14 protein-coding genes and 1 pseudogene are annotated in these 18,501 nt (G+C 59.6%); 4 read left to right on the forward strand and 11 right to left on the reverse strand.

Annotated features, from left to right (window positions below; all coding sequences use genetic code 11):
- Window positions 1-18 precede the first annotated feature (18 nt).
- From NTD87_RS03405 to ptsP, 3 genes are read right to left on the reverse strand one after another with little or no spacing between them, the layout of a single operon-like run.
- Entirely contained in the window at window positions 19-1,758 is a 1,740-nt protein-coding gene (locus tag NTD87_RS03405; RefSeq protein WP_262111893.1) for a PTS fructose-like transporter subunit IIB, read from the reverse strand.
- Window positions 1,759-1,769: 11 nt separating this feature from the next.
- The gene (gene pfkB, locus NTD87_RS03410; RefSeq protein WP_262111894.1) at window positions 1,770-2,711 is read right to left on the reverse strand and encodes a 1-phosphofructokinase; all 942 of its coding nucleotides are present in this window, start codon (window positions 2,709-2,711) and stop codon (window positions 1,770-1,772) included.
- The gene (ptsP, locus tag NTD87_RS03415; RefSeq protein ID WP_262111897.1) at window positions 2,711-5,572 is read right to left on the reverse strand and encodes a phosphoenolpyruvate--protein phosphotransferase; all 2,862 of its coding nucleotides are present in this window, start codon (window positions 5,570-5,572) and stop codon (window positions 2,711-2,713) included. The genes pfkB and ptsP overlap by 1 nt, the downstream gene beginning before the upstream one ends.
- A gap of 309 nt (window positions 5,573-5,881) precedes the next feature.
- Between ptsP and cra the strand changes: the two genes are divergently transcribed.
- Together cra and NTD87_RS03425 are read left to right on the forward strand one after the other, a co-directional pair.
- On the forward strand, window positions 5,882-6,877 hold the full coding sequence (gene cra / locus NTD87_RS03420) for a catabolite repressor/activator (RefSeq protein ID WP_262111898.1): 996 nt from the start codon (window positions 5,882-5,884) through the stop codon (window positions 6,875-6,877).
- Between the two features lie 3 nt (window positions 6,878-6,880).
- Window positions 6,881-7,657 (forward strand): TatD family hydrolase, encoded by a 777-nt coding sequence (locus NTD87_RS03425; RefSeq protein WP_262111900.1) that lies wholly within the window; start codon window positions 6,881-6,883, stop codon window positions 7,655-7,657.
- 58 nt (window positions 7,658-7,715) lie between these two features.
- On the opposite strand, the gene NTD87_RS27950 is transcribed toward NTD87_RS03425, so the two are convergent.
- From NTD87_RS27950 to NTD87_RS03445, 5 genes and pseudogenes are all read right to left on the reverse strand, one after another.
- On the reverse strand, window positions 7,716-8,645 hold the full coding sequence (locus NTD87_RS27950) for a methyl-accepting chemotaxis protein (RefSeq protein ID WP_410017457.1): 930 nt from the start codon (window positions 8,643-8,645) through the stop codon (window positions 7,716-7,718).
- Window positions 8,622-9,713, reverse strand: a pseudogene (locus NTD87_RS27955) (methyl-accepting chemotaxis protein); the annotation flags it as partial. The pseudogene NTD87_RS27955 and the gene NTD87_RS27950, both read right to left, overlap by 24 nt.
- A 317-nt stretch (window positions 9,714-10,030) precedes the next feature.
- Window positions 10,031-10,867, reverse strand: coding sequence for a regulatory signaling modulator protein AmpE (gene ampE, locus NTD87_RS03435; RefSeq protein WP_262111903.1), 837 nt, complete (start codon window positions 10,865-10,867; stop codon window positions 10,031-10,033).
- Window positions 10,864-11,424 (reverse strand): 1,6-anhydro-N-acetylmuramyl-L-alanine amidase AmpD, encoded by a 561-nt coding sequence (ampD, locus tag NTD87_RS03440; RefSeq protein ID WP_262112061.1) that lies wholly within the window; start codon window positions 11,422-11,424, stop codon window positions 10,864-10,866. The genes ampE and ampD overlap by 4 nt, the downstream gene beginning before the upstream one ends.
- Window positions 11,425-11,488: 64 nt before the next feature.
- Window positions 11,489-13,246, reverse strand: coding sequence for a DUF1631 domain-containing protein (locus NTD87_RS03445; protein WP_262111904.1), 1,758 nt, complete (start codon window positions 13,244-13,246; stop codon window positions 11,489-11,491).
- A gap of 345 nt (window positions 13,247-13,591) precedes the next feature.
- Between NTD87_RS03445 and nadC the strand changes: the two genes are divergently transcribed.
- The gene (gene nadC / locus NTD87_RS03450; protein ID WP_262111906.1) at window positions 13,592-14,440 is read left to right on the forward strand and encodes a carboxylating nicotinate-nucleotide diphosphorylase; all 849 of its coding nucleotides are present in this window, start codon (window positions 13,592-13,594) and stop codon (window positions 14,438-14,440) included.
- A 39-nt stretch (window positions 14,441-14,479) separates the two neighbouring features.
- Here nadC and NTD87_RS03455 read toward each other — a convergent pair whose 3' ends face one another.
- Window positions 14,480-14,785, reverse strand: a complete 306-nt coding sequence (locus NTD87_RS03455) for a DUF6388 family protein (RefSeq protein ID WP_262111909.1) — start codon at window positions 14,783-14,785, stop codon at window positions 14,480-14,482.
- Window positions 14,786-15,137: 352 nt separating this feature from the next.
- Here NTD87_RS03455 and NTD87_RS03460 point away from each other — a divergent pair, with 352 nt between their 5' ends.
- On the forward strand, window positions 15,138-15,806 hold the full coding sequence (locus NTD87_RS03460; protein WP_262111911.1) for a hypothetical protein: 669 nt from the start codon (window positions 15,138-15,140) through the stop codon (window positions 15,804-15,806).
- 95 nt (window positions 15,807-15,901) lie between these two features.
- Here NTD87_RS03460 and NTD87_RS03465 read toward each other — a convergent pair whose 3' ends face one another.
- Both NTD87_RS03465 and NTD87_RS27960 read right to left on the reverse strand, forming a co-directional pair.
- Window positions 15,902-17,542 (reverse strand): Nramp family divalent metal transporter, encoded by a 1,641-nt coding sequence (locus NTD87_RS03465; RefSeq protein ID WP_262111913.1) that lies wholly within the window; start codon window positions 17,540-17,542, stop codon window positions 15,902-15,904.
- Between the two features lie 749 nt (window positions 17,543-18,291).
- Complete coding sequence (locus tag NTD87_RS27960; RefSeq protein WP_410017456.1) at window positions 18,292-18,501, reverse strand: DUF1289 domain-containing protein; 210 nt, start codon at window positions 18,499-18,501, stop codon at window positions 18,292-18,294.

The following is an 18,501-nucleotide window of genomic DNA, read 5'->3' on the forward strand; positions in this document are numbered from 1 at the left end:
TCCCACAGTGTATGGCGATCAGGCGTTGGCCGGCTCCAATGCCAACTCGGCGACTTCCGTGCGCTTGAGCACTGCATAGACCACCGCCGTCAGCAAGCTCCCGGCGACAATCGCCAGCAAGTACAGCAACGCATGGTTGATCGCATTCGGGATTAGCATCACGAACAGCCCGCCGTGGGGCGCCATCAGTTTGCAGCCGAAATACATCGACAGCGCACCGGTCAATGCACCACCGGCGATGCTCGCCGGAATTACCCGCAAGGGGTCCTTGGCGGCGAACGGAATCGCCCCTTCGGAGATAAAGCACAACCCCAGCACCAACGCGGCTTTCCCGGCTTCACGCTCAGTCTGGGCAAACTTGCGACGGGCGATGAAGGTGGCAATGCCCAGGCCAATCGGCGGCACCATGCCGGCGGCCATGGTCGCGGCCATCGGTGCATAACTTTGCGACGCCAGCAGCCCTACCGAGAACGCATAAGCGGCCTTGTTGATCGGCCCGCCGAGGTCGACGCACATCATGCCGCCGAGCAATACCCCGAGCAGTATCGCGTTGGTGGTGCCCATGCTGTCGAGGAAATGGGTCAGGCCTTCGAGCAGTCCGGCAACCGGTTTACCAACCACATAGATCATCACCAGACCGGTGAACAGACTCGCCAGCAACGGGATGATCAGGATCGGCTTCAACGCTTCCAGGCTTTGCGGCAGGCGTGCATAACGATTGATCGCTTGTGCCGCATAACCGGCGATGAAACCGGCAATGATCCCGCCGATAAAACCGGCGCCCAGGGTGCTCGCCAACAGTCCGCCGATCATCCCCGGCGCCAGGCCCGGACGGTCAGCAATCGAGTAAGCGATGTAACCCGCCAGCAGCGGCACCATCAACTTGAACGCGGTATCGCCACCGATCTGCATCAGTGCCGCCGCCAGCGTACCCGGTTCCTTGAACGCGGTGATGCCGAAGACAAACGACAGCGCGATCATCAAACCGCCGGCCACCACCATCGGCAGCATAAACGAGACGCCGGTCAGCAGGTGTTTGTAGACGCCGGTTTTCTCTTGCCTGGCCGGGCCCTTGGCGCCGGTCGACGCGGTTTCTTGCGTGCCTTCGGCCAAGGCCTTGTTCAGCGTGGCTTCGGCCTGTTTCAGGGCGATGCCGGTGCCGCAGCGGTAAATCTTCTTGCCGGCGAAACGCTCGGTGGCGACTTCGATGTCCGCCGCCAACAGCACCACATCAGCATCGCTAATCGCTGCAGCGCTCAATGGGTTACGCGCACCGACCGAGCCCTGGGTTTCCACCTGCAAGTCATACCCCAGACGCTTGGCCGCTTGCTGCAAGGCTTCGGCAGCCATAAAGGTGTGAGCGACACCGGTCGGGCAAGCGGTGACCGCCACCAGACGCGGCGCGGTTTTGCTGACGACTACAGGCTCAACGACGGCGTGCGACGCGACGTAGACCTGCGCTTCTTCAGCACCACGGCGCAACACCGCATCGACGTCTTGCAGGGCCTGGGACGGTGTGCTCTGGAACACCCGTTTACCGACAAACCGCGACATCTCCACCGTCCCGGTGCTGACCAGCAACACCCACTCGGCCGCTTCCAGGGTCGCGGCGGACAACTGGCGTTCCGGGTGCGCGGCATCGTGCACTTCGACACAGGTCATCCAGCCCTGACGCTGCGCAGCCGCATCGAGCAAACGGGCGCACAGCACACTGGTGACCATGCCATTCGGGCAGGCAGTAACAATGGCTAACTTCATGACCAACCCTCTTATTGTTCTGTCAGGAGGCGCACGCGCACGCCCTGTTCGAGCTGCGCCAGTTGCGCAGCATCGCCGATACCGAAACCGATCTGCGTGACGGCCATAGCGGCAATCGCCGTGGCGGTGCGCAAGGTCTGCTCAGGCGTATCGGCACTGAGCAAACCGTGGAGCATGCCTGCCAGTAACGAATCGCCTGCGCCCACCGTACTGACAACGCTGACCCTGGGTGGCGTGGCGTGCATCGCCGAGCCGACACTGAACCAGTTCACACCATCGGCACCGTGGGAAATCACCACGTGTTCGATACCTTGAGCATGCAAGTGGCTCGCCGCTTCGGCTTGGGCGGTCACCGAAACCACCTCGCAGTCCAGAGCGTCGGCCAGCTCTTCAGTGTTCGGTTTGATCAGCCACGGGCCAGCCGCCAGACCTGCGCGCAAGGCTTCGCCGCTGGTGTCCAGGGCGACTTTCAAACCCTTGGACTTGAGGCGCAGCAACAGCGCCTGCAACCAATGCGCACTGATGCCTCGCGGCAAACTGCCGGCGACTACCACCGCGTCGTGGCCGATAACAATCTGATCCAGACGATCGAGCAACGCCTGCTGCGCGACCTCATTGACCAGCGGCCCAGGACCGTTGACGTCAGTGATGCGCCCGTTCGCTTCCGCCAGTTTGATGTTGCTGCGGGTTTCCCCCGGCACGCGAATAAACGCATCGACAAAACCACGGCGGGCGAACAACGCTTCGAACGCCTGAAGATTGTCTTCCCCGAGAAAGCCGCTGACGGTCAGCTGATGCCCGAGGTCCGCAAGCACCTGCGCCACATTCACGCCTTTGCCGGCGGCGTGGGTATGCATAGCGTCGCTGCGATTGACCTGACCCGGATCCAGACGCGGCAACTGCACCGTGAGGTCCAGCGCCGGGTTGAGGGTCAGTGTTAGGATTTTGGCCATTACAGAGCCTCCACTAATGCACGCACTTCATTCGCACTGCCCACGGCCAGGGCCTGTTGGGCCAGATGCCTTACCTGCGCAAGGCTCAGCTCACGGACCCGTGCCTTGACCTCGCCGATGCTGCGCGCCGAGACGCTCAACTCATCCACGCCCAAACCGACCAGCACCGGCACCGCCAGCGGGTCCGCCGCCAGTTCGCCGCACACGCCCACCCATTTGCCATGGGCATGGGCGGCACGCACGGTGATGTCGATCAGTTGCAAGACCGCCGGGTGCAAGCCATCGGCCTGGGCCGACAGGGTCGGGTGACCACGGTCGATGGCCAGGGTGTATTGGGTCAGGTCATTGGTGCCGACACTGAAGAAGTCGACTTCCCTGGCCAGAACTGGCGCCAGCAAGGCCGCCGACGGCACTTCGATCATGATCCCCAGTTGCAGGTCGGCGACCGGAATCTCCAGACGCAGGCGCTCGGTCATGTCCCGTGCCTGACGCCATTCATCCACGCTGCCGACCATCGGGAACATGATCCGCAATGGACGGTTGTCAGCGGCGCGCAGCAAGGCACGCAACTGCGCTTCCATGATCTGCGGACGTTGCAGAGTCAGGCGAATTCCGCGCACGCCGAGGAACGGGTTTTCTTCCTTGGCAATCGGCCAATATGGCAACGGCTTGTCGCCGCCGACATCGAGGGTGCGCACCACCAGCGGCCGCCCGGCCAGGCCATCGAGCACCCGCCGGTATTCGACTTCTTGAGTGGCTTCGTCCGGTGCTTGCGAATGGGCCATGAAAATCAGCTCGGTGCGCAGCAGACCGATGCCTTCAGCGCCCTGCTCCACCGCGCTGACCACGCCTGCGCTTTCGCCAATGTTGGCGAACACTTCGACCGCATGGCCGTCCGTCGTCAGCGCCGGTTGGTGACGCTGGGCCGCTGCCGCTTGCAGGCGCTGCTCGCGGTTGTCACGTTCTTCAGCGGCGCGTTGCAAGGTCGCGGCGTCGGCGTCAACATGCAAACGACCACGCTGGCCATCGAGCAGCAACGGCGTGCCCGGCGCCAGCAGTAACACCGTCGCGCCAGCACCGACCAGCGCCGGAATACCCAGGGCCCGTGCGACGATGGCGCTGTGCGCGGTGGCGCCGCCACGCGCGGTGAGAATGCCGGCCACCCGGGTCGGATCAAGGCGCGCGACATCCGACGGCCCAACTTCATCCATCACCAGGATGTAGGGCTGATCCGGTTCGCTTGGGGTTTCGATGCCGCACAGTTGCGCCAGCACCCGCCGACCGATATCGCGCAAGTCCGCCGCACGCTCGGCGAGCAACGCGTCCTGCAAGGATTCCTGTTGTTTGGCCGCTGCTTCGATCACCGCCATCCACGCCGCTTCAGCGCTCTCGCCCTGCTTGAGGCGAGTGTCGACTTCGTCAGTCAGTTCCGGGTCGTCGAGCATTTCCTGGTGGGTGATGAAAATCTCGCGAATGGCCTTGGCCTTGCTGCGCTGGATCAACCCTTCGATGTCGCGACGGACATCGGCCAGGGCGGTTTTCAGACGCTCACGCTCGATGGCCGTGGACTCGCCACGCAACGGGTAATCGATCGGTTGCAGCACCTGAATATGCGCGGGGCCAATGGCAATCCCCGGCGCGGCGGCGATGGCCTGAATCAGGCTGCCGGAGGCTGGAGCAACGACAACCGGGGCGACTTCAGCCATGACCTCGCGTTGAGCGCTCGCTGTCGGCAAAGGTTCGATTTCTTCGCCCAGACCTTCTTCGATAGCGGCCACCAGCGCTGGCAACGCATCGGCGGCGATGCTTGGTTCGGCGATCAACTCCAGCACCTGCCCACGGCGGGCACCGAGGCTGAGCAGCTTGCTCAAGCTCTTCACCGACACCGCGCTGTCCTGACCGTCGACGATGCGTACGCGAATCTCACCGTCAAAACTTTTCGCCAACTGCGCGAGAATCTTCGCCGGCCGTGCGTGCAAACCGTGGGCGTTGGCCAGGGCAATACGCGCACTCGGCCAATCGGCTGGCAACTCGCCGCCGAGCACTTCGAGCACCGCACGGCGGCTGGTAGCGCGCCCCAGTTCGTGGCCGCGCCCTTCAATCAGCAAGGCGCAGAGACGTTCGAGCAGGGCCTGGTGCGCCTCGCCGAGGCTGGCCAGACAGAACAGCCCGCTCAACGGTTGGCCAAGGTAACGAATCGGTTTGTCCGGGGTGACGAAAGCCAGACCCGGGCGCTTGACCGTTTGTTCGCTGTGCAGCCACCACAGGCCATCGCCCAACGGCAATGCTTCGACCTGCTGCAATACCGCAGAAAAACCATTGCTCACGCAGTCGGCCTGACGCAACAACCGCGCACCACGCCAGACCAGCTCTTCGAAGTCATCGGCGGAGACACCCAGACCGATCATTTGCGCATCCAGCGCCAGCTCTTGCGGCGCACCTTGCAGCAGTTTCAGCAAGGCGTCGCTACTGCTGGCGCGGCGCAAGGCCTGGCCCAGATCGGTTTCGCCGAGGGCGCGGGTCAGCAATTGCAGCAGGCGCAAATGCTCGTCGGATTTAGCCGCGATACCGATCGCCAGATACACGATGTGGCCGTCGCCCCAGTCCACCCCGTCGGGGAACTGCAGCAGGCGCACGCCGGTGGTATGCACCAGATGGCGGGTATCAGGGGTTCCGTGGGGGATGGCAATGCCTTGACCGAGAAAGGTCGAGCCCTGGGCTTCACGCGCCTGCAATCCGCTGAGATAACCCTCGGCCACCAGACCATCGGTGACCAGCCTGTCGGCCAGCAAACGCAATGCGGCGGCTTTATCCACAGCCGACTGGCCCATGGATATCTGCTCTATGGTGAGCTCGAGCATGCTTTCTCCTTTTTGGCGCGGGGGTCGCACCAGGTATTGTTTTGATTGAATCAGTTTAGGCTTTAAATCGGAGCACTCTTTTTCAGGGCATCCTTTGTCGGTTTCACGGCAGAACCGGATAAAAGAGCCAATAGCGAAGAAAATACGCTTGCTGAAACGTTTAATCTAGATGAGTTTGCACGTTACTCGATAATCTACCAACCTTGAAGTCCAACTTGTCGGATGAGCTGCGACATGGGTCGCCTGCCTTAATCGGGTAGGATTGGACAAAATGTCGAGGCAAGCTCGAAAAAACAAGGAAATGCCGGGTTGAAACTCAGTGATATTGCCCAGTTGGCCGGTGTGTCTGTCACCACCGCCAGCTATGTCATCAATGGCAAGGCCGAACAGCAGCGCATCAGCAACGCCACCGTCGAGCGTGTACGCGCGGTGGTCGAGCAACATGGCTTTACGCCTAATCCTCAAGCGGCCGGGTTGCGCAGTCGGCACACCCGCACGTTGGGCTTCATTCTGCCGGACCTGGAAAACCCCAGTTACGCGCGAATCGCCAAGCTCCTCGAACAGGGCGCCAGGGCGCGTGGCTATCAGTTACTGATCGCCAGCTCCGACGACGCCCCCGACAGCGAGCGGCAATTGCTCCAACTGTTTCGCGCACGACGCTGCGATGCGTTGATCGTCGCCAGTTGCCTGCCGGTCGGCGATGACAGTTATCGCCAGTTGCAAGCCAAGGGCTTGCCAATCATTGCCATCGACCGGGTCATGGAGCCCGAGCATTTTTGCTCGGTGATCAGCGATGATCGCGAAGCCAGCCTGCACCTCACCCGCAGCCTGTTGCAGCCGGAGCCCAAGCAGATTGCGCTGATCGGTGCGCGGCCGGAGCTGAGCATCAGCCAGGAACGTGCCGCTGGCTTCAAGCAGGCCCTGGTCGATTTCAAAGGCCAGATCCTGATCGAACACGGTGAGTCGTTCAGCCGTGACTGCGGTCGGCAACTGATGGAAGAATTGCTGCAACGCCTCGGCCACTTGCCCGATGCGCTGGTGACCACCTCCTACGTGCTGCTTCAAGGCGTGTTCGATGCCTTGCATGACTTCCCGTTGAAGTCGCGCCCGCTGCGCCTCGGCACCTTTGGTGACACACAGTTGCTGGACTTCCTGCCGCTGCCGGTCAACGCCATGGCCCAGCAGCATCAACTGATCGCCGATAAAGCCCTGCAACTGGCCCTAGCGGCGATTGAAGAAGCCCATTACCAACCCGGCGTGCAAGCCATCGCGCGGACCTTCAAGCAACGTATCCATCAGGACTGAAACGTGGAGCTGATCGACAGCCACACTCATCTGGACTTTCCGGATTTCGATGAAGACCGTCAGGCGCTGCTGGCTCAAAGCCGCGCCTTGGGTGTAAAGCGGATGGTGGTGCTGGGGGTTTATCAGCGCAATTGGCAGCGGGTGTGGGATCTGGTGCAAAGCGATCCGGACCTGCACGCCGCGTTTGGCCTGCATCCGGTCTACGTCGATGAGCACCGCCCTGCCGACCTGACCGAGCTGGCAGACTGGTTGACGCGTCTGGCCGGTCATCGGCAACTGTGTGCGGTAGGTGAAATTGGCCTGGATTACTTTCTTGAGGACCTGGACCGCGAACGCCAGCAAACGCTGTTTGAAGCACAGCTGCAACTGGCGGCAGACTTCCGGCTGCCGGCGCTGCTGCATGTGCGGCGCAGCCATGCGACGGTCATCGCCACCTTGAAACGCTTCAGGCTCAAACGCGCCGGCATCATCCACGCCTTCGCCGGTAGCCAGGAAGAGGCCCGCGAATACATCAAACTCGGTTTCAAACTGGGATTGGGTGGCGCGGCAACCTGGCCACAAGCCTTGCGCATGCACAAGGTGATCGCCGGTTTGCCATTGACCTCGGTGGTGCTGGAGACCGATTCACCGGACATGGCCCCCGCCATGTACCCCGGACAACGCAACAGCCCTGCTCATCTGCCGGCGATTTGCACGGCATTGGCACAAATCATGGCCTTCAGCCCCGAACAGCTGGCCGCCGCCAGTACCGCCAATGCCTGTGAGCTGTTCAACTGGTAATCAGTCGGTGTGAGCCTTGGCGGCCTGGCTAGCGGCGGCCATAAGCCGCCCACCGATCTCAAACCCTGAAGGCACTGATCAAGTGCTTCAACTGCACCACTTGGGCCGACAGTGCACGGCTGGCGTTTTCGGTCTGGTGCGCCCCTTCGGCGGTGCGCTCGCCGGCCCGGTTGATCTCGACAATGTTCTGATCAATATCGTGGGCTACCGCGGTTTGCTGCTCGACGGCTGCAGCGATTTGCTGGTTCTGATCGACGATCATACCCACCGCGCCCAGGATGTTTTCCAGGGCTTGCTGAACCTTTTCCGACTGACCGACCGTGCCACTGGCCATCTGATGACTGACGCCCATGGCCTTCACCGCCGCACCAACGCCGCCGTGTAGCTTGGTTATCATCTGTTCGATTTCTTCGGTCGATTGCTGGGTGCGTTTGGCCAGGGTGCGGACCTCATCGGCCACCACCGCAAAACCACGTCCCTGCTCGCCCGCACGGGCGGCCTCGATGGCGGCGTTGAGCGCCAACAGGTTGGTCTGCTCGGCGATGCTCTTGATCACATCCAGCACGCGGCTGATGGACTGGCTGTCGCTGGCCAGTTGATTGATCACCTGCACCGACGAGTCGATCTCGCTGGCCAGTTGCGCAATGCTGCCTTGTTGCGACTCGACCAACCCGCGGCCGCTGATGGTTTCGTCGTTGACGCTGTGGGCGCTGCTGACAGCCGCCGCCGCACTGCGTGCGACCTCCTGAGCGGTGGCCGACATCTGGTTCATCGCCGTGGCGACCTGCTCGATCTGAGAGCGCTGACCCGCCACCGCCTGATTGCTCTGGGCCGACACCGTCTCCACCTGACCCGCCTGACGCTCGACCTCGTTGACGGTTTTACCGACCAACTCGATCAGGTCATGAATCTTGGCCACGGTGCCATTGAAGACGTTGCCCAGCTCACCCAGCTCATCACGGCTGTGGGCGGTGAACGTGACGGTCATGTCACCGGCAGCCACTTTGTCCATGACCCCGCCCAGGCGCTTGAGCGTGGTGCGGGTGGAGGCGTAGAAACCACCGTAGAGATAGAAAATCAGCACGAAAACCACCGACAGCGCCACCACTTGCAACAGCATGTGCGTGCGGTTCTGCTCCAGGCGTTGCTGCAATTGAACGCTGAAAAACTTCAGCGCCGCCTCGTTCAGTTGATAGGTCTTGTCCATCAACCCGGTGACCTGATCGTAAAACCCCTGCCAGGGTTTATCGAGGGTGTCGGCCATGATCACTTGTTCTTCAAACAGCTCGCTGGCTTGCTTGAGCGTGGCTTTACTGGCATTGGACGAGGGCTCCAGCACCTCACGTGCGGCGTTACTGGCACCCAGTGCGTCCTGCAACTTCAAGGCGTATTCGGCCTGAAGCTTTTCAATTTGCGCCAGCAGCTCATCGAAGCGGGTGCTCGAAGCGGAATTGAGAAACCCCTGCCCCAGCGAATAGGCCCCCATCGCTCGGCCTTCGCCGAGGATTTGCGTGACACGCGGGGTGACGCTGGTGATCAGCTCACTCAACTGACGCAGGTCACTCTGGTTGTCACGGCTCAGACCGGCCTGGCTGGCGATGAGCTGAGCGAAAATCTGCGCATTGCCGACCAGTTTTCCGATCAGCGCACTTTTGCTTTGCAGGGACGTTTCCGCTTGTTGAGCCTTGAACGCCGCGATCATTTCATCGCGCTTGCCATCAAAAATACTGACCTGCTCAGGATCGATGGCCGTCGCGGTCAGGCCTTGCAAATGCGCAAGCACATTCTGCTCAAGCGCGCTGATCTTCGACTCGGTATCCCCTGCCTTGCCGGACTGACCGAGGGTCGTGTTGATCTGCACCAGATTGTTCAAGGTTTCCAGATCCCGCCGCAGCGTCAGGCCACTGCCCAACAGGTCAAGGCTTTGCAATTCGACCTGGGTGCCCTGGAACTCGCGATACGAGTCGCGGACCAGATAGAAGTTGGTCACCAGCATGGGAAAGAAAAACAGCACGCTGATCAGGCTGAACTTCATGCCGAAGCTCAGGCGATTCATCAGCGCAACGGCGGGATAGAGCAAACTCTTCACAGACGTCCCTCTTTCATTTCTTATTTTTATTGGCAGGCACGCAGATGCAGCAGATAGCCACTATGGCGCGCTACTTCTGTATAGCTCAAATCGAAGGGAGGTTTTGTAACTTAAGGTTAACGGCGGGTAGACCGCAGCTTCTTTGTGGCGAGGGAGCTTGCTCCCGCTCGAGCGCATAGCGGTCGCAAGCCCGGCTAAACGCTGAAAGTTTCAGGGTCGCTTCGCAACCCAGCGGGAGCAAGCTCCCTCGCCACAGGGTGCCCACTCCAGATATTCGGTGTTTCTCAGGACAACACGGTCCAAAGGGCAAACCCGGCATACCAGACCACCGCCGCCCGCAGTAGCAGTTCCCAGAGCTGATCCAGGCTGATGATCCCTTCTGGCCCCACCACTGGCGCCGGAATCTCGCCCGCCACCCTGCCGACGCTCTCGATCAGTTGCGCGGCGCTGATGTTCCAGTTCAACAATTCATGGAGCATCACCCGGCTGACCGCGACGAAGTTGCCGACCAGGGCAAAACTCGCGGCCAACAAGCGCACCGGCAGCCAGTCAAAGGCATGTCGCAATTGTGCGGCGCGCTCAACCAGTGCCGGGTTCTTGCCGTGCTCGGCGGCCAAGGCCAGCAAGCGATAACTCAAGGCCGCCACCGGGCCGAGCAGGAAGTACCAGAAAATCACTGCAAAAAAGCTCTGATACGCCTGCCACAGCAAATGGGCTTGTACACTTTGCAGTAACTGCTCGCCACTGTCGGCGCAAATGTCCAGGTCGCGTTTGGCGACATGCGCAGCTGCTTGCAGGTCTTCACGGCGCCAGGCATCACGAAACGGTCCCAGACCAGCGAGCAAATCACCACGGCCCAGGCTGTAAATCACCACCAGCAAATGCACCGGCAAGGCCAGCAAACCGTAGAACACCGGTTCCAGCACCAGCAACAACAATCCGAGCAACGCTGCGGGCAACAGCACCAGCAATGCCAGTACCAGCCAAGGCCGATTTGCAAGCGTTGGGCTGGCTTCACGCTTGGCCAACTCATGCAACCATCCGCTGTCGCGCTGAACTTGATGACGCAAGGCCGAGAACTTCTCGATCCAGACCGCCAGCAGTAACACCAGAAAACTCATTGTGCTTCCCCTTTTTCCAGAGCTGCGCGATAGCGTGCCCAGTCGAACGCCGGTCCCGGATCCGTCTTGCGCCCAGGTGCAATATCACTATGGCCTTGAATACGCGAGTGGGTGATGGCCGTATACGTACGCTGCAAATGACCCGTCAGGGCAACCAGCGCTTGATACTGAGCCTCAGTGAACGGTAGATCATCGGTGCCTTCAAGCTCGATCCCCACGGAAAAATCGTTACATCCTTCGCGCCCTTCGAACCGGGAAACCCCAGCGTGCCAGGCCCGTTCAAGACAAGAGACAAACTGCGTGATCGCGCCGTCACGCTCGATCAGGAAATGCGCAGACACGCGCAGGTCGGCGATCCCTTCAAAGTAAGGGTGCTCGGTGACATCCAAACGGTTCTGAAAAAACTCCTGCACCTTGCCCGTCGCAAACTGCGCCGGTGGCAGGCTGATGTTGTGGATCACCAGCAGGGAGATTTCGCCCGAGGGGCGCGCATTGAAGTTGGGTGACGGGCAGTGACGCACGCCTTCAAACCAACCGCTCGCGGGGTCCAACTGCATACAGGCTCCTTCAACAACGGCTTTGATGGGGTCCAGTATGCCGTGATCGCCCCTCAGGTTGCGATCACTTGCCGCGATTGAGTCGGCGCAGATTGCCAATCACCGACTCCAGCGCCCGATCGAACAACAAGGTGTCGTCGAGCGTGCGCACCGCGCCACGGCGAAACTCCAGCGCCAGCCCCGTGCGGCTGCGCTCCAGAACTTTGAGACCGGTACGGTTGACGAAGATGTACTTGCCCGTCGGCTGAATAATGGCGGCCAGCTTGTAGCGCAGGGTATTTTCGTCGTCCTCCTGAAACTCGACCCAATTACCCTGGCGCAGTTGATCGACCTGCCGCAAAGCGGCGTCATCTTCGGCCAGACGTGCAGAGGCTGTTTCGATGGGGCCTTCGTCAGCCGTCCTCAGGACGATCTCCTGTACTACCTCAACCATGCTCGGTTCTTCGGTGAAGACAAGAAAGTCGCTCAGCAATTCGGAGAAAATCACCGGGTCATCGACAAAGTCATTCAGCAGCCGCTGCACCACCTGCTCGATGCGCAGGTACAGGCTGTCGCGCTGATGATCATCACATTGCCCCCACCCCATGGCGGCCGCGGCAATTTCATTGAGCAGACGCCGGGCCGGGTGACTGCTGCGGCTGAAGAAGCTTTTGTCGAGCACCGCGACCTTGAGCATAGGGATCTGCAAGCGACCGATCAGCGCCTTGAGCGAGTCCGGCAAATTGTGGTCGTCGAGAATGAATTCGAAGAGCATGGCGATCAGGTTGATCACATCCTCATCCGCCACGCCGACCACCCGCGACTTGCCACTTTTGACGCTGACCCGGGTCAGCAACTGTTCAAGCTGATTGCGTAGGTCAAAATCATCCTGCGCGGCAGGGGCCGGCACATACTGCTGCAAATGCGAGAGCAGACGCAGCAGGTCGCGGGTCGAGATGGGCTGTGTCTGGGCGCTGGCTTCCAGGGTCGGTGCAACACTGCCGCGCACGGGGTACAGCAACGCCTGCAATGCGGCGAAGACTTCCTGCACACTTTCGTCTATTTGCATGCTGCTGGATCTGGCGCCCGACTCGGCGGATTCAGCATGAACGCGGGCTGTCGCACGATCGGTTGAGCGGCGCGCAGGGGCAGCCTTGAGCTCAGGCAGGACACCCGTGGCAATCAGCAACTGGTTGGCTTGCGCGTAGAGCTGATCCGCGTCGCTCAGCACATAGCGCTCGAACAACTTGAGAATGATCAGCTTGACCTTGATCTCTACGCCCAGATTACGCCCGGCCTGCAAGAAGTACTCGCAGAGCATCGCCGGCCCGATGGGGTTATGCGAGTCATCCAGGGGCTTGCCCAGCAGCGCGCTCAGACGCGCCGTCAGCTGGCCCAAGGCAAGGCCGTCCCGTTTGAGTGCCTTGGTGACCATGCCTTCCAGCGCCACTTGCCGCTCCAGGTCATCATGGGGCAAGTCGGTCGAGGGGTCGAAACTCATCGCCAGCGGTGCTGTGGCGTGTGCCTGGTCATACTGGATGAGGCCGACAAAGGCCTCGAAATAGCTCTCGAGAAAGCCGCGCTCGATGCTTTTGCGCTTGAGGCGCAAGTCGCGCATGGCTTCAAAGAAGGTATTCTGGTCGATATTGTTCTGCGCCCGGTCGGCCATTTCGAACAACGTATCGTCGGCGTTATCGAACAGCGCCTGCAAGCCATGCCTGAGTTGTTGCGCAGCCTTGTCGCGAACCTGAAGCAGAATCACCGGCAGGCGGGCGAGCGGTGACGGACTCGCCTGATCGGTAGCCGCCTTGTGCAAAGGCACTACATTCCCGTCGTTGTGCATCCAAGCCTCCTGCAAAGGGGTGATTCCTCGGTTCGATGTGACGCGGCAAACGCTCGCAGCCGGCTCACAACGCAATCGTGATTCACTGCGCTGCATTTCAAGTATCGGGAAGCCAAAGGGACGTCAAAGCTATGGCGTCAAACACAAGGCGGATTATCTGGCAAAAGCCCTCCCGAGTGCCAGCAGACTCTGCACCCACCCTGAAATAGATCTCAATCACAGAGAATGGAAAATACTGGCGAGTCGACCAAATGCAGGCTTCGGAGCCCGGTGAATGTATTGGGTGCCTTGGGTTCGCTTGCGCCATGGCCCTATAATCGGGCCACTTTGTTTGTGGAGCCCGTTATGCCGAATCTACGCCTCGCCGATTTGACCGCCGAAATCGAAGCCAACGTGCGCCGTGCGTTGCTTGAAGACATCGGCAGCGGCGACATCACCGCACAACTGATCCCGGCCGAACGCCTGGCCAAGGCCACCATCATTACCCGTGATGCAGCCGTTATCAGCGGCACCGCCTGGGTCGATGCCGTTTTTCGGCAACTGGACCCACGGGTCGCGGTGCACTGGCAAGTACGCGACGGTGAACGCGTGAGCCCCAATCAGGCGCTGTTTCATCTCGAAGGCCCGGCCCGCTCACTGCTGACAGGCGAGCGTTGCGCACTGAACTTCCTGCAACTGCTTTCCGGTGTCGCCACTCGCGCGCAGTACCTGGCCGACTTCGTCGCCGATACTCAAGTGAAACTGCTGGATACCCGCAAAACCTTACCTGGGCTGCGATTGGCGCAAAAGTACGCCGTGACCTGCGGCAGTTGCCACAACCACCGCATCGGCCTGTACGACGCCTTTCTGATCAAGGAAAACCATATCGCTGCCTGCGGTGGTATCCCTCAAGCCATCGCCGCCGCGCACAAGATCGCACCGGGCAAACCGGTGGAGGTTGAAGTGGAGAGTCTGGCGGAGCTCAAGGAGGCCCTGGCCGCCGGTGCCGATATCATCATGCTCGATGAGCTGAGTCTTGACGACATGCGCGAAGCCGTGCGGCTGAATGCCGGCAAGGCGAAGCTCGAGGCCAGCGGCGGCGTCAACGAAAGCACCCTGCGGCCAATCGCCGAGACGGGTGTGGATTACATCTCGATTGGCGCGATGACCAAGGATGTGAAGGCTGTGGACTTGTCGATGCGACTGAGTCTCTGAGCAAAACAAACGCCAGCCTCAATGAGGCTGGCGTTGCATTCAAACCACCAGATTGTTCATCTCGCAGTATTCTTCCCACTCGACGCCCAGCACTTCGGCGGCTTCCTTGTGCAATGCAAGGCGCGTCGCTTCGTACTCTTGCGGCGTCGAGGTGTACTTGAGCGTCAGCTCCCAGGGCTGCAAACCCTGTGCTTCTGCCTCGTCCTCGAACGCCCACTGAATCTGATCTTTTTGATCGTCAGCGCTCAGGTTCTTGATCTCTTCCATCAATTCTGGCGCATCAAGCATGTACTTCTTGAGGGCTTCTTCGTGCCGGGCTTCTTGTGTCAGTTCTTTAATGGTCATTTCGTTCTCTCTGATCTGGGAATGGAAGATGGATCTGGATCATCAAGGATCTCTCTGACGCAGAAAAAACCGCGTGCAATCTGGTTTATCTGGCCTTCAGAACCATTCGGGATCATCTGAAAACAGCTTTCCGGTGCGTAGACAGGCTCTGAATATAGGACCTTTAGTCAGTGATTTATAGGGATCGTTACATCAAAACTATAAAAACCCGACCCTGACCATAGCAGTGAAACAACCTCCACTGTGCCCATGGCATTGCACACCAGAATTATACGCCCCCTCCCAGGAACCTCTTTCGGCGGACAAAGTCATAGCGATGTGCCATCTCGGCACTTCACAAGGAATCCAAGTGATGTTCAGCCGCTCAAAGCTCCCGTCTACCCTTCTCGCAACCGGCATGGCCGCACTGCTGCTCGGTAACGTTGCATTACCGAGCACTGCTCAGGCCAGTATTGAGCTCAGCTCCGACTCGCCTTCGTATTCCGATAAGGTCACCGCCATCCACAGCTTTAACGGCAAAGACATGCTGGTCAAAACCGATCTCAGCATTGATGACCTGGTAAACCTGCAGAAGATCGTGAAGGCCAATACGGCTGAAATGGAGAACCTGAAGAAAACCGTCAGCGAGCAGGCGCACCTCATCGACGAACTCAAGCGCAACAATGGCGCAAGCTCCAACTCGAGCACCAGCGAACTGTCCAGTCTCAAGAAAACACTCGGCGAACAGGAACGTGACCTGAGCAGCCTCGGCAAGCAAGTGGAAGAACTCAAGCGCAACAACGGCGCAAGTTCCAGCTCGAACTCCAGCGAAGCGTCCGACCTCAAACGCACACTCAGCGAACAGGCGCGTGAGCTGAACAACCTCGGCAAGCAGGTGGAAGAGCTCAAGCGCAACACAGGATCCAGCTCCAGTTCGAGCTCCAGCGAACTGTCCAGCCTCAAGCGCGATGTAGACAATCAGAATAGTGAACTGACGAATCTGAAGCGCAGCGTCGAGGACTTGAGCAGAAAGGTGAAGTAACGCTCATGCCAGGGTCAGACATAGTGTCCAGATGTCGGTGGACACTATGTCCTGGCTTTACGGGATCAGGTAGATGACTGTTCCGACGCTTATATTTAAGCGAGCGCCAGCTGGATGACCTTGTAAATCACCATGATCATTGCCACCACCAGATAGCCGCGCAGCACGCCCATCCAGATGCGATTGCGTTGCGACAGCACCATTGGCTTGAGCTGTGCCAGTGGCGGCATCCGCCACGAGTACATCATTTGCTGGGTGAAGGTCACGGTGTTCTCAGGCAGCATCCCGTTGTCGATTTCTTTGCGGGCGTGCAGCACATTCACCGCAATGGCGACGACGAGTCCCACCAGGCCGCCACCGATGAGGATGTTGGTGATGGTTTCACCGGACATATCCGGGAAGGCCACCGAAGCCGTCAAGATGACCGACAACAGTACGAGCACCGCGACAATGACCGCAGTAATGACGTTGGTGAAGCGCTTGTTTGCCCATGGGCCCAGCACTTCCTTGTCATTGCACAGCAGCAACAGGAACACAGTGGCGCTTGGCAGCAGTACACCCGCCAGCGTCTGTACCGCGTTGGTCAGCAGGCCGAGCGGCACACCCGGAATCAACACCAGCGCTGCGGCCAGTGCAATCAGGCCGCAGTACATCACGTAAAAGCCCTTGGCATCGCTTGGTTTACGGTGCAGCGAGTGTTTCAGTTTCAGTACATCGCCCAGCGCATAGGCGGTCGACAGCGAGACCGCCATTGCGCCGATGATGCTGGCATCGATCAATGCGATTGCAAACAGCACGCCTGGGAGACGCCCGTGGTATTTGGCGATGCCTGTGGCGATGGCGCCGGCATCGGTGAACTGGCCAAACTCTGGGTGACCGACAAAAACCTGCGCGGTGAAAGCGATCATTGCCACTGCACCAATCACCACCATTGCAATGCCCAGCCATAGATCGGCGCGTTCGTACTTGATGAAGCGCGGGGTGATGCGCTTGTCGATCACGTAGCTTTGCTGGAAGAACAGCTGCCATGGCGCCACGGTGGTGCCCACGATGCCGATGATCAGCAGCAATACCTCTGACAACTTGCCGTCAGTCGGCAGTTGCGGGATGAAAAAGTCGTGAGCGACTTGCGCCATCGGTGGATGGATCATCACGAAGATCGGGACCAGGAGCAGGCTGCCAATCACCAGGATCAACGCGAAGCGTTCGAAGCGCCGGAAGTCGCCGGTGCAGGCTGCGAGCATGATGAACACCGCTGCCACACACACACCGGCCACCTTGGGCACACCGAGGAAGTCCATCCCGAGGCTGATGCCGATGAACTCGGTGACAATGGTCAGCGCGTTGAGGATGAACAGGTCGATCGCACTGAACGCACCCCAGAACTTGCCGAAGCGTTCAAAGATCAGTCGGGCGTGACCGACACCCGTCACGGCACCCAGACGCAGCACCATTTCCTGATTGACGTACAGCACCGGGATCAACAGTGCCATGGTCCACAGCAGCATGGTCCCGTAGTTCTGGCCAGCCTGACCATAGGTGCTGAATGCGCCGGCGTCGTTATCGCCGACCATCACGATCAGTCCCGGGCCCAGGATGGCCAGCAACGTTTTGAAGCGCTGCCACCAGCCATTGCGAGGTGCAATGTCGTCATGACGGATGGTGCCGAATGCTCCGCGGATGTCTCCGACGTGGGCGCTGTCAAGAACAGCTGTTTCAATCTTCAAGTTGGACATAACGAAATCTCTCCAAAAGCGTAACGCTGGATGCCGCTTTCGATTCACATCGGGCAGGCGTGTATGCGCTTCCCCTATCCAAACCAGAGCCTATAGCCGGCATCGGAGGGGGAAATCAGACATCCTGGCGCCGAGGGCGCGAATAAAACGGGCACTAAACCGTCGACCAAAGGTGGTCAGGGTCGTGAAGAGGTCACGCGGAGAGAAATGCGGGGGAAGTACGGGGGGAGATCAGCCAGTGATGGTTGTACTGCTACCCGCTAGACGCCGCCATTTCAATCAGAGTGACCGGACTACTACTACAGGGGTCCATAAGAGGTCTCTCCGTCATGTTTTTCGTGGCGGCACAGCTTCAGATATTGAGCCGGACGTTGATTGTTGTCAGGTGGCATGACGCCCTCCTTTGCGTACCTGGCGGTACGCTCACGTTAAAACAACCGTTTCTGCACACCTGCAGGCAAACGATGGGTGCACAAACCTCCGATCGCAGCGAACGTCAGACGCACGCACGAATCAGGCAGCGCACAGAAAAATCTGTCCGCTCAGGTTTGATGTTTTAGTTACGCGAAGGAGTTTGAAACTGATGCGCGCAACGTCTTGCACTTGGCAGGACGTTGGCTAAGGGAATCTAGCTGAGGTCGTGCCAAGCTTGTACGGAGAATTTCTCCGAGTGACTACAATGACTGTCCAAAGTAATACGATCTCAGTTGTAACAAGATGTGAATTTTAAGCGTGGCCCGTTAGGGAAGTCAACACAACTCAGCCTGACCCTTTCGGGAAATCGCTTCTCGTTGCAATTTCGCTAACCGCTTTGAACGCTCGTTGATTATTTGATGGCGGCGATGATCCGTCATTTTTTTCCAGCCGCGAATTTCCTCCAGGGTGCGCAAGCAGCCTACGCAAAGAGTGGTCTTGCCATCGAACTTACAGACTTCGGTGCAAGGCGATTTGAGGGCCAT

The organism is Pseudomonas sp. 6D_7.1_Bac1 (assembly GCF_025465945.1).
Taxonomy (GTDB): domain Bacteria; phylum Pseudomonadota; class Gammaproteobacteria; order Pseudomonadales; family Pseudomonadaceae; genus Aquipseudomonas.

Bases quoted from the DNA above. Each gene is read 5' to 3' on its own strand.
- NTD87_RS03445 (WP_262111904.1), bottom strand. From the start codon at position 13,246: ATGCACAACGACGGGAATGTAGTGCCTTTGCACAAGGCGGCTACCGAT.
- pfkB (WP_262111894.1), bottom strand. From the start codon at position 2,711: ATGGCCAAAATCCTAACACTGACCCTCAACCCGGCGCTGGACCTCACG.
- NTD87_RS03460 (WP_262111911.1), top strand. From the start codon at position 15,138: ATGTTCAGCCGCTCAAAGCTCCCGTCTACCCTTCTCGCAACCGGCATG.
- ampD (WP_262112061.1), bottom strand. From the start codon at position 11,424: ATGCAGTTGGACCCCGCGAGCGGTTGGTTTGAAGGCGTGCGTCACTGC.
- NTD87_RS27960 (WP_410017456.1), bottom strand. From the start codon at position 18,501: ATGGCCCTCAAATCGCCTTGCACCGAAGTCTGTAAGTTCGATGGCAAG.
- NTD87_RS03405 (WP_262111893.1), bottom strand. From the start codon at position 1,758: ATGAAGTTAGCCATTGTTACTGCCTGCCCGAATGGCATGGTCACCAGT.
- NTD87_RS03465 (WP_262111913.1), bottom strand. From the start codon at position 17,542: ATGTCCAACTTGAAGATTGAAACAGCTGTTCTTGACAGCGCCCACGTC.
- nadC (WP_262111906.1), top strand. From the start codon at position 13,592: ATGCCGAATCTACGCCTCGCCGATTTGACCGCCGAAATCGAAGCCAAC.
- NTD87_RS03455 (WP_262111909.1), bottom strand. From the start codon at position 14,785: ATGACCATTAAAGAACTGACACAAGAAGCCCGGCACGAAGAAGCCCTC.
- ampE (WP_262111903.1), bottom strand. From the start codon at position 10,867: ATGAGTTTTCTGGTGTTACTGCTGGCGGTCTGGATCGAGAAGTTCTCG.
- ptsP (WP_262111897.1), bottom strand. From the start codon at position 5,572: ATGCTCGAGCTCACCATAGAGCAGATATCCATGGGCCAGTCGGCTGTG.
- NTD87_RS27950 (WP_410017457.1), bottom strand. From the start codon at position 8,645: ATGACCGTCACGTTCACCGCCCACAGCCGTGATGAGCTGGGTGAGCTG.